The sequence below is a fragment of the Thiogranum sp. genome, assembly GCF_058323355.1.
On the sequence record NZ_JBTTIO010000006.1, the window covers coordinates 30,910 to 45,096 of the forward strand.

12 protein-coding genes are annotated in these 14,187 nt (G+C 57.3%); 5 read left to right on the plus strand and 7 right to left on the minus strand.

What is annotated here, in order from left to right; genetic code table 11:
• From ACW81B_RS01230 to ACW81B_RS01255, 6 genes are all read right to left on the minus strand, one after another.
• Window positions 1-1,131 (minus strand): DUF3570 domain-containing protein, encoded by a 1,131-nt coding sequence (locus ACW81B_RS01230; RefSeq protein ID WP_491578375.1) that lies wholly within the window; start codon window positions 1,129-1,131, stop codon window positions 1-3.
• Entirely contained in the window at window positions 1,118-1,339 is a 222-nt protein-coding gene (locus ACW81B_RS01235) for a DUF4266 domain-containing protein (protein ID WP_491578376.1), read from the minus strand. The genes ACW81B_RS01230 and ACW81B_RS01235 overlap by 14 nt, the downstream gene beginning before the upstream one ends.
• A gap of 5 nt (window positions 1,340-1,344) precedes the next feature.
• On the minus strand, window positions 1,345-1,857 hold the full coding sequence (locus ACW81B_RS01240) for a TlpA disulfide reductase family protein (RefSeq protein WP_491578377.1): 513 nt from the start codon (window positions 1,855-1,857) through the stop codon (window positions 1,345-1,347).
• A gap of 139 nt (window positions 1,858-1,996) precedes the next feature.
• Window positions 1,997-2,650, minus strand: coding sequence for an outer membrane beta-barrel domain-containing protein (locus ACW81B_RS01245; RefSeq protein ID WP_491578378.1), 654 nt, complete (start codon window positions 2,648-2,650; stop codon window positions 1,997-1,999).
• Complete coding sequence (locus ACW81B_RS01250; protein WP_491578379.1) at window positions 2,620-3,402, minus strand: SH3 domain-containing protein; 783 nt, start codon at window positions 3,400-3,402, stop codon at window positions 2,620-2,622. The genes ACW81B_RS01245 and ACW81B_RS01250 overlap by 31 nt, the downstream gene beginning before the upstream one ends.
• A gap of 54 nt (window positions 3,403-3,456) precedes the next feature.
• Window positions 3,457-6,105: an HzsA-related protein gene (locus ACW81B_RS01255; protein WP_491578380.1), complete on the minus strand. Its 2,649-nt coding sequence runs from the start codon at window positions 6,103-6,105 to the stop codon at window positions 3,457-3,459.
• 448 nt (window positions 6,106-6,553) lie between these two features.
• On the opposite strand from ACW81B_RS01255, the gene ACW81B_RS01260 reads away from it, so the two are divergent.
• Genes ACW81B_RS01260 through ACW81B_RS01270 form a run of 3 tightly spaced genes read left to right on the plus strand, consistent with a single transcriptional unit; the run spans window position 6,554 to window position 11,987 of the window.
• A complete protein-coding gene (locus tag ACW81B_RS01260; RefSeq protein ID WP_491578381.1) occupies window positions 6,554-7,786 on the plus strand; it encodes a hypothetical protein in 1,233 nt (410 codons plus the stop codon).
• A 24-nt stretch (window positions 7,787-7,810) separates the two neighbouring features.
• The gene (locus ACW81B_RS01265) at window positions 7,811-10,372 is read left to right on the plus strand and encodes a LamG domain-containing protein (protein WP_491578382.1); all 2,562 of its coding nucleotides are present in this window, start codon (window positions 7,811-7,813) and stop codon (window positions 10,370-10,372) included.
• A gap of 19 nt (window positions 10,373-10,391) precedes the next feature.
• Entirely contained in the window at window positions 10,392-11,987 is a 1,596-nt protein-coding gene (locus ACW81B_RS01270; protein WP_491578383.1) for a hypothetical protein, read from the plus strand.
• 22 nt (window positions 11,988-12,009) lie between these two features.
• Here ACW81B_RS01270 and ACW81B_RS01275 read toward each other — a convergent pair whose 3' ends face one another.
• Window positions 12,010-12,711 (minus strand): ComF family protein, encoded by a 702-nt coding sequence (locus ACW81B_RS01275; RefSeq protein WP_491578384.1) that lies wholly within the window; start codon window positions 12,709-12,711, stop codon window positions 12,010-12,012.
• An 82-nt stretch (window positions 12,712-12,793) separates the two neighbouring features.
• On the opposite strand from ACW81B_RS01275, the gene ACW81B_RS01280 reads away from it, so the two are divergent.
• Together ACW81B_RS01280 and bioB are read left to right on the plus strand one after the other, a co-directional pair.
• Window positions 12,794-13,219 (plus strand): hypothetical protein, encoded by a 426-nt coding sequence (locus ACW81B_RS01280; RefSeq protein ID WP_491578385.1) that lies wholly within the window; start codon window positions 12,794-12,796, stop codon window positions 13,217-13,219.
• The gene (gene bioB, locus ACW81B_RS01285; RefSeq protein WP_491578386.1) at window positions 13,200-14,183 is read left to right on the plus strand and encodes a biotin synthase BioB; all 984 of its coding nucleotides are present in this window, start codon (window positions 13,200-13,202) and stop codon (window positions 14,181-14,183) included. The genes ACW81B_RS01280 and bioB overlap by 20 nt, the downstream gene beginning before the upstream one ends.
• Window positions 14,184-14,187 lie beyond the last annotated feature (4 nt).

The window sequence follows — 14,187 nt, forward strand, 5'->3', positions numbered from 1 at the left end:
TCAGTACCAGATGGAGGCAAACGCCTGGAAAACGTTGGCTGTAAACTCGTAGTTGGGCAGGTCTGGATCGGACAGGTCAGTGAAATTGTCATACCTGAACTGGATGTAGCTGTACTTGAGGTTAAGCGTTGCCTTGTCAATAAAGCCACGTTTCACACCGGGCAGCTCATAGCTTACACCTACGCTGAACGTATGGTCCCTGAAGTTGCTGAGTTCCTTGTCGCGGGCCTTGAAGTTCTGTGCGTCGGCACGCGGGAAAAAGTCAGCGTAGAAGTCGGCTTCGGACTGGGTATAAAAGCGGTAACCGGCCTCAAAAATCCACCGGTTACCCAGTGGATGCACATAGCCCAGTTCAGCCGTGTGTGCGGTAATGTCCCAGTCATCGGCGTAGTAACGGTAACCGGCCTTGATTGTTGCGCGGTAGGGCAGGTAGTACAGGAAGTTGGCCGACACGGCGTTACTGGTGCGTGTATTGGGGTAGGCTTCGGGTTCAAAGCTTATGCCGGATGGCGTGCTGGTGTCGATGAAGGCTATTGACCGGTAAGGGTTGTTCAGAAAGCCTTCATCGGTTATGGCGTCATAATTGAGGCTCAGCAAAAGATCCCTGGTGAGCACCTGTGTCAGTGATACATGGTAGTTCTGGTGGTCAGCGGTTTCGGCGAAATTGTTGTCGCCATTGCGTAATACATCATCGAAGCCGCGTGAGTAGGCCAGTGTAACTGTCGTCATATTGCCGAACAGGGTCTGCGCGAAGGCAATGCTGTAGGTGTCAGATTTGTAGTCGCTTTCTTCACTGTTGGCATAGCCAAGCGACATTATTGTATTCGCGTGCAGGTAGTCGAGCCCTACAGAGTACTGGTCGCGACTTTCAGCGTATTCACTGCCCTGTGTAACGACGTCGATCGATGCACTGCTGATACTGTCGGCATAGTAGTTGGCGCTGGCCGAGAAGCGTTTTGCATCCCCCTTGCGTACCAGTATCGATGGCCCGGTCACGGTGACGCCGCCGCCATCATAGGAGTGGTACAGGGCGTCAGCACGATCCTCGGGGAGGATGGCGCTGTTCGCGAGGATGGGTAGTGAGAAAAGGGCTGCGGTGATGCAGTGTCGCCATGTACTAGTTACAGCCACAACCGCCTCCGTGTCCACCTTCCGCGCCGCGCGCGCCTTCCCGGACCTGGTAGACATGGCCGTCATAGGCGCTCGAAACCGGGTCGCGGCTGAAACTCATAATCGGGTCGGCGAGGTGGGTTCGTTCATAGGGTTTTACCCACGGCTCGATACTGCTGCACCCGGTCACGACCGCCAGCAAACAGGACGCAATAATTGTGCGCTGCAAAGTCATCATTCCCTGATTAGTTCACGTACCTGTTGCTGGTATTGTTCCTCGTAGCCTGGCTTGTAGCCATGGTGCAGGTAGCGCATGTTGCCATCCCGGTCGATCAATATCGAGGTGGGCATGGCTACAACATTATACAGTTTGCTGACCGAGCTTCGGGTGTCGAGCATGATCGGGAAGCTGACAGGTATATCTTCCAGCATGGCCAGTGCTTTGCTGCTGTCCTGCTCGACATTGACGCCGAGGATGGTAAAGCCGAGCGGTTGGTACTGGGTATAGAGTTCTTCCAGCAGAGGCATTTCCTGGCGGCAGGGTGCGCACCAGGAGGCCCAGAAGTTGATCATGACCACTTCGCCACGGTATTCGCTGAGACGGGCGTTCCTGCCGTCGGGGGTTTTCAGGGCGAAATCCGGTGCAGGGCCTTGTGGCGCGCCGGCAGATACCTGCCCGGACACAAGCAGCAGCAGGCCCAGCAGTGGCAATGTAAGGGCTTTCATGCAAGCGGTTATTGTGGTCATGGTTATCTCCATATTCTTTGTCTGCACGGTACTAGCGGCCGTATACCGGCGGGATTGAGGGGTTACGCCAGTTGCTGTGGCCGGTATTCCCCGCAGTGTCCGTGAGCCGGTTTTGCCGGAACAGGACACAGCGCACAAATCAGAAAAATATAGACAGTCCTGCACTGAATTCCAGGTTGTGCGTGGTACGTTTTTCACCGAGCAGATCGAGGTCGAAGATATGATCGCGGGCATCGACACGCATTGCCAGCCAGTCGTTCAGCAGTACCTTGTAGCCAAAACCTGCATTCCAGGTCAGCATGTCGTCACCGGCGAAACTGGTGCTGCCAACGCCGCCAATCAGGTAGAAGGTCGAGGTGAAGGCCCAGCGTGTGCCGATGAAGGATTCTCCGGGGAACACGTTGATACCGAATGACAGGTTGTAGTATTCGAGGTCCCGCTCGTCATCGGTGAGAATGCTGGCGGCACCGCTGAGGCGTTCGAAGCTGGTCTCTCCGCCACGTGTAAGCGCGTATGCCCCTTCCAGGAAAATGTCCTCGGTGACGTGGTAGGTGCCGCGAATACCATAGACGGGATTGGAGCCAAAATCCTCGATGCTCATAATGCCGGCGAAGGCGCCGATTTCGAAGTCTTCGGTATCGATGGCATCCTCATGCACTTCGCGGCGTTTGATTTCCGGGCGCACGACCTGTTCGTTATTGGCGGCCAGCGTCACGGGCGACCAGACCGGTGTCAGCAGTATGCCGAGGCCAAGTGCGGTATTCAGAAAAAGACGGACAGTCCGGCTTGCCATTCGTTGATCTCCTGGTTGTCATCGGTGCTCTGGAAGATGAGGTAGTTCTTGTACTGGGCGCGGAAAATAAATTGCCGGGTGATGTAAACACGTACGCCGACGCCGACGTGGGCGAGCTGGTCAATGCGGTCGCGTTCCTGCACCAGTGTGGTTTTCGGATTGGTTTGTATCACGCCTGTCCCCACGGTGAAGAAGGGCGAGATGCGCCACGCCGGAAACGGGTGGATGAGCAGGCCGATATTGGCCATTTCGGCATCCGAAAAGGGGGAGAATAATTTGGAAACGGACAATTCGGCGGAAAGATTAGGTGTAAACGAATAGGCGCCGTAAAAGGTCAAAACGTCGGCACCTTCGAAGTCCCCACCCATGGCGCCTGTTTCCAGGCGATGAAAAGAGAACTCCTCGAAGGTGGCTTCACGGATTTCGGTGGTTTCACCGCCGGGTGTCAGGGTTCGTTCCAGTTGTTCGCGTGCGACCCAGCCCTGTTTGCCCTTGCGCGTGCGCACCTTGAACCAGTCGGTTTTACGTTTGAGTATTTCGATCCACTCGCCGCGTTCCTCGACATGGAACACGGGATAGCCGCGCCCGGCCCCGGTATGCAGTTCGATATAGGGGTCGGCAATTTCAACTTGCATGGGCTGGTCGTCGCCAAACAGGCCGCTGAATATACCCGCCGATGCGGCAGCCGGCAGCAGCAAGGCACAGGCAAACAGGGCGTTAAACAGGGTGCGCAGGCACGCGGCAGCTTTCAAAGGTACATCCTTGTCTTGTTGGTTGGATCCATATTCTATTCAGTTTGCAGAGGCTCACGGTGGCACGTCAAACGGATTATTGTAGTATTGCCCGCCGATATCCAGCCATTCTGCAATCAGTTTGAGCTCTGCCGCGGTGAGCCGGCCATCGTGCGTTCCACCCGGCGCGAAGATATTGAAGAAGCGTGGGCTTGAAAGCGCGCCGGCAGCACGCATGGACGGGCTGACGGGGATGGTTACCATGACGGGGATCGGGTTACCGTTGATGTCCAGTATCTGGTCACCGTTCGCATCGAGTTCGAACAACGGGTTGCCGCTGCCATCTGTCGCCTGCACCAGGGTGTCGACCAGGTTGCCCATGTCGTCCAGTTCCTGGCTGTTGTCACCGAACAGCAGTTCACGGTATGACTTGAAGTGGTTCGCGTTCTGGTCCGAGATGCCGCCTGTCAGGTCGAGCTGGGCGTCGGGTACCCGGTCTGCATTGGCTGCATCCTGGCTGGTATGGCAGTTGATGCAGGTATCGGCAGGTCCCCTGTCAACGCTCCAGATCGGGTGGATGCTGGCTTCGTAGTTGATAACGATCCTGCACAGGTAGTTCCAGTTTGCCTGGCAGTCGGTTGTGGCCGGTGCGGTGATAGCGGGATCCAGGTCGGCGTAAAGATAGTCGATATCAGGATCTTTGGGTCGGCCGACAGGGTCTATGGTTGCATCGGTCCATACATCGCGGTAGATGATGTCAACTGACGGTGTCAGTGCCGTCGGGGTGATGCGTGTTCTGACCTGCGCCATGGTGTCGCCGGCATCCGCGAACAGGGATGCCTCGGTGTTGGGGAAGGTGTAGCCATCGAAAGGGGCGCCGGTATTGAGGGGTGCAAAGGCGTCCGGGTTACCGTGAGACAGGCCGGACGATGCATCGTGGCAGCCGGAGCAGTTCATGACTTCACCGGCACGCAGCTGGAGCCAGTTGTCGTGGCGTTGACTGATGCGGCGGCCATCCTTGTCCAGTACGCTGAGGGTAAACGGGACGTTGGCCGGGACTTTTACGCGTACCGAGCCGTCCGGTTCGATCGGGGCGTAGCCGAGAATCTCACGCATGCCCAGCGAACGGTTGCGGCCGAAGTTGGCGCCGACCAGGTTGACAATATCGTCATCCGGGATGCTGACGGCCTTGACGAGTCGCAGAAAACGGGCCGGCCGCTGGTTGGCCAGTATCTGCTGCGGATCGGCCAGCATGGCAAGGTCGGTGGCTGTACCGCCCAGTGCGTTGTACTGGCTGTCAAAGTCGTACACGCTGGCGATGTGCAGTATGCCGACATTCTCATCGACCAGCGTCTGGTCGACATCGACACCGGCAACGGCATCAAAAATGATATTGGGCAGGGTTCTGGGCTGGGTGGCGACAACATCGCGGTACAGCATGCCTTCCTGCGGGGTGAATACGGGGCGCTGGGTATTGTCGCCGAAGTCGTAGAGGTAGACGCTGTACAGGGGTGGGGCTTCTACCAGCGTGGTGTCGGCCAGGGTCTGATCCGTGCAGGGCAGGATTCGCTGGCTGGCATCCATCAGTCGACACTGGCTCCAGGTGATCAGCGCACGATTGGTGCCATCCCACAACGGGTAAAAGGCATTGAAGCGACCGGCGGGAGAGGGCTGGTCATCGGTGCGGACTTCACCAAAGGTGCGGGATACCTGCGCCGGGCCTGTCAGGATCCCCTGGTTGGGGGCCGTGGGTTGTGTGTTCTCGACGTAGTTGCCGATATCGATAGCGACAATGTCGCCACCCTGATCGTTGCCGGTAAACGGTCGAATCAACGTCGCGAGTTGACCATCCGGCAACTCGCGGGGTTGCAGGAACTGGATGGTCGCCCCGCCAGTGCCGGTGTCATGGCTGGCGGCGCCGTACAGCAGGCGCAGCTGGCTGCCATCCGGGTTCATTTTATACAGGTTGATGGCGCTGTTATTGCCAGCGTTATCCCAGCGTGAGAACACCACTTCGCCGCTGTTCAGTACGACCGGGTCAAGGTCGTGACTCTGGTTGAAGGAGACCTGGGTGATATTCTGACGCGTTTCATCGATGACATGGAGCACCATGGCCGGTTCGTTGCCATTTTCATCGAGCGCCGGAAACTGGGGTTTGCCTTCATCGATCAGTATGGCGCCGGCGGCACGCTGGCGTGTCGAAGAGAAGATAATGCGATTGTCAGGCAGGTAGTGTGGCGCCACGTCCTGCCCTTCTTCGGCAATGGTGTCGGAGGCAATAACCCGTGTCAGGGTGTCAGTGGCAATCTCGTACTCCCACAGGTTCCAGGTCGGCTGGTCTTCCGGGGCCGCGCCTTCGATGTCCGGCAGTCGCAGTGCAAACAGCAGGCGGGTGCCGTCGTAGGAGGCTTCTACATCCTTGACGTCGCCCATGCCCCCGGTGACGCGTTCGGTCACATTGCGTTCGCTGGCTATCGGAGAGGCAAGATCACGGTAAATCAGGTCGCCACCCGCCTGGAAGGCGGCGGGTTCGCGTACATCGGCAGTATCCATTTCCGGTACCGGTTGCCTGACGTAGGCGATACCGAAATCCTCGACAAGAGGGTCCGGGCCGGCTGAACGGGTACTTTCCGTTCCTCCACCACAGGCCGTCAGCAGCATTGCGGCCAGCAGGATGGCAATGCGACCGACCAGCAGCGATGTTATCGGTAACCTGCGGGGCATGTATTTCTCCCGGTAAAGATGTAATGAATATTCTTCGTTCTCTGGCGTGCGTTTATATAGCAAGTATCGGGCCGTGTCCGGCTACCTGTTTATACGGCTGATAACGGCGTTCCTTCATGTGTTTCAGGCTTTTCCATGCCTGCCGTTGTCGTTGCCTGCCGACACCGTTGGTATATAGCGACAGCCAGCCAGAGACATTGATGCTGGCAATATAGCCAGTCCCCGCGCCCGGAAACTGCGACCCCGGTCACACCTTGTGCAAATTATTTTCATCAGGTGATCAGTCAGTTAAATACGATCAGGCTTTTGCCGTTAACTGTGGGCTGGTTCACAGTTGTTATGAAAACACTGGTCTATATTTCCTTCGCAAAGGCGTGGAACCAGGCTGGTTCGGTAATTGCTTAAGGCGGGAAGTTTAGATAAAAAACCAACTCTAGGGGGCGTCTCAATGTATTCGATGGACGAGCAACGACGGGCAACAGTCCGGGGCAAGACAGGGGCGGGAAAGTTTTACGCCAGCCTGGCGACAATTGCCCTGACTGTATTTGCAGCCACATCGGTACTGGCTGGAGATCTTGAACGCAAGCAGGCCAAGCGGATTCATGATCGTTTGACCGGTGTTCCACCTACGCCCGCCGTACTGAGTGCGATGGAAACAGAGATTCTCAGCGGTGGCGGTGCAGTCGGGGCGGCATTACTTGCCATGGACCCTGCGCGTAATCCACGTGCTTTCAACTTCTATAATACAACGCTGAAGAATTTTGCCACGCCCTGGACGAACGAGGCGCAATCGGTCTTTGATCCACTGAATGACTACAGTGCGACAGTTATTGGCATGGTGCGCGACGAGGTGCCTTTTAATACGCTCCTGTCAGCCGACCTGGTGTACGTTGGCGACAGCAGCATCTCCGGTGTCGCGGCCTATTCGCCTTCCAGTAATGTGCACTACCGGAATCTTGAAGACCTGAGTGTTGACCTGAGCAATTCCTCCAATCTGTTTCCTGCAGCCCAATCGACGCTGAACGGTATTCCGGTCGCCGGTGTGGCGGGTGTTATGACGACACGCGCTGCAGCACAAGCCTTCTTTATTGATGGTACCAACCGGGCGATGTTCCGTTTCACCATGCTGAACCACCTCTGTAATGATATGGAACAGCTGAAGGATACGACGCGCCCGGCAGACCGTATTCGTCAGGACGTCAGTCGCAGCCCGGGTGGCGACAGCCGGATTTTCATGAACGCCTGTATCGGTTGCCATACCGGCATGGACCCCATGACACAGGCGTTTGCCTATCACAACTACGATGCCGCACAGGGGCGTCTGGTCTATACCCCCGGGCAGGTACAGCCCAAATACCTCATAAATGCCAGTAACTTCGAATATGGCTATGTGACGACCGATGATCGCTGGGACAACTACTGGCGCAGTGGCCGGAATGCCGTGATGGGCTGGAGCAGCAGTCTGCCCGGTAACGGCAACGGCGCGGCATCGCTTGGCCAGGAACTGGGTAACAGCACGGCGTTCGCCAGTTGCCAGGTCAGAAAAGCCTATCGCACGGTGTGTCTTAACGAGCCGGATCAGGCGCAGATGGTCGCACTGCGGGACGTGTTAACCAGCCAGACCAACTACAACATGAAACAGGTATTCGCCGAAGCCGCTGCCCAGTGTGCGGGCAACTAGGTGGCGACAGCTGAGGGGATGATTATGAGCGCGTATCCGAAAAGTGTGCGATGGGGTGGTAGATTCAACCTGGCCGGGTTATTCCGCCAGGCTGCGGTGCTGTTGTCGGTAGCGGTTTTGTCGGCTTGCGGTGGTGGCGCCGGGACGAGTTCAAATCCGCAGACGAACAATGGTGGCTCTGTCGGTACGTCGAGCTATAGCGGGCCTGTGGCTGTGACAACAGACATCCGCGAGTTCCAGGTCAATCTGTGGGAACCGCTGCGGGCATCGAACCGGTGTGGCGCCTGTCACGTCCCGGGTATCCAGTCGCCAACCTTTGTGCGTGGCGATGATGTAAACCTGGCATATGCTGACGCAAACGGGCTTGTGGACCTCGATGTGCCGGCAAATTCACGCCTGGTGACCAAGGTGGCGGGCGGACATAATTGCTGGCTGACGAGTGACGCGGCGTGCGCGACCATTATCCAGAACTATATCGAAAGCTGGGCTAATGGCGTGTCGGGTGGGCAACGCGAAATCCAGTTGTTTGCGCCGGTCATCAAGGACCCCGGGGCAACGAAAAACTTCCCTGCCACATCAGCAGGTTTTGCTACTACCGTATGGCCACTTCTGACGGCGAACTGTGCAGGGTGCCATGTGGATTCATCGCCCACACCGCAGTCCCCGTTCTTTGCGAGTCCCGATGTCGATGATGCCTATGCGGCTGCCAAATCGAAAATGGATCTTAATACACCGTCCAACTCACGCCTGGTGCTTCGGCTGAGGGACGAGGCGCATAACTGCTGGACAGCCAGTTGCGCGAATGATGCGAACACTATGGAAGCGGCAGTCACTGTATTTGCAGACAGCGTTACGGCCAGTGTTGTTGATCCGTCGCTGGTTATCAGCAAGGCGCTTACCGTGGCAGACGGTGTGGTGGCCAGTGGCGGCAGTCGTTATGAATCGGATGTTATTGCCCTGTACGAGTTCAAGTCCGGTACCGGTAATGTGGCAATCGACTCCAGTGGCGTCGAGCCGGCATTACATTTGACGCTCACCGGTGATGTCAACTGGGTCGGTGGCTGGGGTATCGAGATTGTCAGCGGACGCGCCCAGGGTTCGACTGCGGCGAGCAAGAAACTGAGCGACCTGATCAAGGCCACCGGTGAATATTCGATAGAAGCCTGGGTGGCGCCGGCCAATGTTGTGCAGGAAGGGCCTGCGCGCATTGTCAGTTATTCGGCCGGCACATCGGCACGAAACTTCACGCTGGGGCAGACCCAGTACAACTACGATTTCCTGCAACGCTCCAGTACAACCGATGGCAATGGTGAGCCAGCCCTGTCAACGGCGGATGCCGATGAGGACCTGCAGGCCACGCTTCAGCATGTTGTGGTGACCTTTGATCCGCTCAATGGACGTCGTATCTATGTCAACGGCGTGTTTACCGATGATGTTGACCCGGTGACGCCGGGTAATCTTGTCGAGTGGGACGATACCTTTGCGCTGGTGCTGGGTAACGAGGTTTCCGGTGATCGCCAGTGGGCAGGTCAGATCCGCATGCTTGCGATCCATAATCGCGCGCTGACCCAGGAACAGATCCTGCAGAATTTCGATGTTGGGGTTGGCGAGAAATTCTTCCTGCTGTTTTCCATCGGTGATGTCATTTCACTGCCGGACAGCTATATCGTGTTCGAGGTCAGCCAGTACGATACCTATAGCTATCTGTTTACCAGGCCATTCTTTTTCAACCTCGACCCGGATGTGACGCCAGTCAATATTCCGTTGCAGGGTATGCGTATTGGTATCAATGGCCGTGAAGCAACGGTTGGGCAGGCATGGACCAATCTGGATGTGGTGATCGACGCTTCCAGTTACGATCCATCGACGGGGCAGTTGCTGTCAGACCGCGGTACGATCATTGCGCTCGAGAACGGTCCGGCAACAGACGAGTTTTTCCTCACCTTTGAACGGCTGGGTTCGCAGGTCAACGTGTTTACCGAGAACTCTCCGTTGACGCCACCCGATCTGCCGCCACCACCTGTGGTGTCAGAGATTGGCGTACGTACCTTCGATGAGGTCAATGCCAGCATGGCTTCGATGACCGGCGTGGATCCCGTGCTTGTGCAGACGGATTTCCAGATCCTGCGCCAGCAGTTGCCCGCCATCGAAAATATGGATGGTTTCCTGTCTGCGCACCAGATGGCGGTTGCCCAGCTGTCCATCCAGTATTGCAGCCTGATGGTGGATGACGCGGCGCTGCGCAGCGCTTTCTTTGGCGGGTTCGGGTTTGACTCGGATGTCAGTACAGCCTTCTCCAGCGGGAACTCTGCCGAGAAGAACCAGATCGTAAACGCCCTCTACGACAAAATGATCGGGCTGGCGGAAGGCGGCAGTAGTGACCTGATCGATGCGCCAACACGGGAAGAGATCAAGGTTGAGCTGATTGGCTACGACCTTGCCGGTACACAGACCAATGCAGGGAATAACCTGTTCGACCGACTGACAACAAGCTGTCCGTCGGGGTGTGACGCGACGCGTACCAGAACCATCGTCAAGGCGATGTGTGGTGCGGTGCTGGGCAGTGCTGCGGTACTGGTTCAATAAAGCAACGGGGATGATGAAAATGGCCAAACGTACAAAAAATCTGCAGCCCGATGAGCCGCTGCTGCACCAGGATCATGCTCGACCCGTTACGCGAAGGGATTTTCTTCGCCAGGGGTTTATTACCGGAGCCGGTACAGTGGTCGGTACGTCGCTGCTCGGTTTGCTGGCAAGCCCACGGGTTGCCTCTGCCCTGTCCCCGGATCTGGATGACCCGTTGGGCGGGGGCGGTATGGCCCAGGCCATCAATTGCGCGCTCGGGGGCAACGGTGGCGCCAAAATTCCTTTTATCTGTTTTGATCTGGCGGGCGGTGTCAATATCGCAGGTTCCAACGTGCTGGTCGGTCGCCAGACCCAGCTTGATCTGCTGAGTACGGCGGGTTACAGCAAGCTGGGCCTGCCTGGTGACATGATCCCGGGCGGTACGGAAGCGACGCCAACGGCGACCAGTAACGGTGATTTCACCGATACGACACTGGGCCTGGCGTTCCATTCGGACAGTGCATTTTTGCGAGGCATCCTGGAAAAGGCGGCTACCCGTGGCCCCAACATCAATGGTTGTGTCATTCCGGCGCGTTCCGATAACGATACGGGTAACAATCCGCACAACCCGATGTACGGAATCGCCAAAGCCGGTGCGGGCGGGTCTATTGTAACCCTGGTGGGTTCACGTAACTCGGATTCCGGTGGCAATTCAATGGCGCCTGCAACCATGATCGATACCGAGATCCGTCCCACCAAGGTCGACCGTCCCAGCGATGTGACCGGTATGATCGATACGGGCAACCTGACGGCGATTCTCAGTAATGAGGAAGTCACCGCTGTCATGGAATCGGTGGTGCGCATCAGTGACCGCAAACTCAACAGGGTTGATACAATGCTTGAGACCCTGGTCAATAGCGGGCAGGACGCCACCATAAAGAACCTGGTGCGTTGCGGTTACCTCAAGGCGGCGGATATTGCAGAGCGTTTTGCCGGAGCTGTCATAGATCCCGCGCTCGATCCGGATATTGTCGGCCCGACGGGAATCTTTTCGGCGGCAGAGTTCAACGGTGACGGGGAATTCCGCAAGACCGCATCTGTGATGAAAACAGTCATTGATGGCTATGCTGGCGCGGGTACCATATCGATGGGGGGTTACGATTACCACACCGGTGACCGCAGCACCGGCGAACTCCGTGATCTACGCGCCGGACGTTGCATGGGCGCCTGCCTCGAATATGCCGCACGGAAAGGTGTGCCGTTGATGATATATGTTTTCAGTGACGGCTCACTGGCCAGTAATGGCACTGTGGATAACAGCGTTGATGGGCGCGGCAAGGGCGTATGGACCGGCGATAACTCATCGACGGCGGCGTCGTTTTTCCTGGTGTATCACCCCAACGGCGCAGTAACGCCAAGAAGGCGGCAGATCGGATATTTCCGTGCCGATGGGTCCGTCGAAACAACCTCCAGCCCGGCGGCGAATAATGTCAATCTCCTGGTTGAGACGGTTATTCTCAATTACATGTGGCTGAACGGTGATATTGCAAACTTCAGCAGCCTGTTCACCGGTTTTGGTAATCCGCCCAGTGCGGCACTTCTGGACAGTCTGCTTGCATTCGACGCATTGCCCTGAGCAAGGTTGAGATTACGTTGCCTCAGCGCACCCCGGGCTCCGGGGTGCGCGCTATCACCCAGGCTTCAACCCGGCTGGCGCCAGCTTTCCTGAGCGCGTCGGCCAGCGCGTTGAGTGTAGCGCCGGTGGTCAGCACATCATCAACCAGTACGATGCTCTGGCCTGTCATACGGCCCCTTACCTGAAAGGCGTCACGCAGATTTTCAAGGCGAGCCCGGGCAGACAGTTCCGATTGCGGCGGAGTGAAGCGTGGGCGGCTGCAACTGCGTGCGTCAATCCGGTAACCCTGTCGTTGCAGTGGCCGTGCGATTTCCAGTGACTGGTTGAACCCGCGCTGGCGCAGGCGGCGTTTGTGCAAGGGTACCGGTATCAGTTTTGTCCCCTTTCCTGCCGGGATATGCCCGGCCAGCAATTGTCCGAGCATTTTCGCCACCGTCAGATCCTGGTGAAATTTGAGTTGACAGATCCACTGGTCAATCGGCGCCCGGTATTCGAGCAATGCGTGGCAGCCATCCAGCGCAGACAGCCGGGGCTTGCCGGCATCAGGTTGAGCGGTATTTGCAGGTAAAGCGATGACGCCGCTGTTGCAGTCCGGTGCAAGCCAGGGGAGTTCCCGGTAACAGCCCGGGCAAACAGGTTGCCAGCTGCGGGTTGGTGCAAGGCAAAGCGGGCAGCGGACCGGGATCAGCCAGTGCTGTGTATAATTTAGCCAGTTGTAAACCATAGACAACCTTCCCTGGTTGACATAAAGGTGTTGTTCCACGCATAGTCGCGCCCTGAAACGGCAGTGTATCTTATTGAAGCCAATGACCGAACCCAATATTTCCGCAGCGCCCCAGGGCGACCCTGTACAGCTCCCGGGCCGCCGGGCACGCCGGGCGGCCGCGTTGTTCAATTACGGCAATATTCTGGCAATTCTGGTGCCGATTCCGCTGGGGATGTTGTGGCTGGGACTGTCGATGCTGGTTTATGCCATGAACCGGCACCATCCCAATGAAAAAGTCGGTCACTACACGCAGCAGGCGGCCTACCGGTTTTATGCCATTACCGGGTTTTTTGTGGCGGCAGCAACATTTATACCGGGCGGGGGCTGGACCTGGTACCTCGTCGCCTGGGCTTTTGCCGCGCTGATTCTCATTCCCTGGTCGATGGTGGACTTACTGCGTATTCGCCGTGATAGCTGGTCTGATATGGAACTACCCGTGGAGCATCATGAATCACACAGCCACTAACGAAGTCACGAAGCGGGAATCCGCTGCATTGCGTTTTGACTGGGGTCGGGACGAAATTCAGGCATTGTTCGATTTGCCTTTTAATGATCTGTTGTATCGCGCCCAGCAGGTGCATCGACAGCACTTTGATCCTAACGAGGTCCAGGTCAGTACCCTGTTGAGCATCAAGACGGGGGGCTGCCCGGAAGACTGTGGTTATTGTCCCCAGAGCGTGCATCACGAAACGGCTGTCGAAGCGGAAAAACTGATGGACGTCGAGGCTGTGGTCGAGGCCGCGCGCGCCGCCAAACGAGCCGGCGCCAGTCGTTTTTGCATGGGCGCGGCGTGGCGTAACCCACGTGGAAAGAATTTCGAGCGCGTGCTGGAGATGGTGGAGCGGGTGCGTGAGGAAGGGCTGGAAACCTGCATGACGCTGGGCATGCTGGATAATGAACAGGCGGCTCGCCTCGCCGGTTCGGGGCTGGATTACTACAACCACAACCTCGACACTTCGCCGGAATTCTATGGAGAGATTATTTCCACCCGGACCTACCAGCAACGGCTGGACACGATCCGTCATGTGCGGGAGGCGGGCATCAATGTCTGTTGTGGCGGCATTGTCGGTATGGGTGAAGGGCGCGCGGACCGTGTTTCCCTGCTGGAGCAGCTGGCGATACAGAAGCCGCATCCGGAGAGTGTGCCGGTCAATATGCTGGTGCAGGTCGAGGGAACACCGCTGGATGAAGTCGAGGCTATCGACCCGTTTGAGTTTATCCGCACGCTGGCAGTCGCGCGTATCCTGATGCCGGCGTCGCACGTTCGCCTGTCGGCCGGTCGTGAACAGATGAGCGATGAGATGCAGGCCTTGTGTTTCATGGCAGGCGCCAACTCCATTTTCTATGGCGAAAAGTTGCTGACGACCGGCAATCCCGGGGCTGATCACGATCGCCAGCTGTTCGAACGGCTGGGGCTGCGCCCGGTCTGATTGC

What these genes read in the sequence shown, in the direction of transcription:
- ACW81B_RS01240 (WP_491578377.1), bottom strand. Translation starts at nt 1,857, where the DNA reads ATGACCACAATAACCGCTTGCATGAAAGCCCTTACATTGCCACTGCTG.
- ACW81B_RS01260 (WP_491578381.1), top strand. Translation starts at nt 6,554, where the DNA reads ATGTATTCGATGGACGAGCAACGACGGGCAACAGTCCGGGGCAAGACA.
- ACW81B_RS01280 (WP_491578385.1), top strand. Translation starts at nt 12,794, where the DNA reads ATGACCGAACCCAATATTTCCGCAGCGCCCCAGGGCGACCCTGTACAG.
- ACW81B_RS01265 (WP_491578382.1), top strand. Translation starts at nt 7,811, where the DNA reads ATGAGCGCGTATCCGAAAAGTGTGCGATGGGGTGGTAGATTCAACCTG.
- ACW81B_RS01255 (WP_491578380.1), bottom strand. Translation starts at nt 6,105, where the DNA reads ATGCCCCGCAGGTTACCGATAACATCGCTGCTGGTCGGTCGCATTGCC.
- ACW81B_RS01275 (WP_491578384.1), bottom strand. Translation starts at nt 12,711, where the DNA reads ATGGTTTACAACTGGCTAAATTATACACAGCACTGGCTGATCCCGGTC.
- bioB (WP_491578386.1), top strand. Translation starts at nt 13,200, where the DNA reads ATGAATCACACAGCCACTAACGAAGTCACGAAGCGGGAATCCGCTGCA.
- ACW81B_RS01270 (WP_491578383.1), top strand. Translation starts at nt 10,392, where the DNA reads ATGGCCAAACGTACAAAAAATCTGCAGCCCGATGAGCCGCTGCTGCAC.
- ACW81B_RS01245 (WP_491578378.1), bottom strand. Translation starts at nt 2,650, where the DNA reads ATGGCAAGCCGGACTGTCCGTCTTTTTCTGAATACCGCACTTGGCCTC.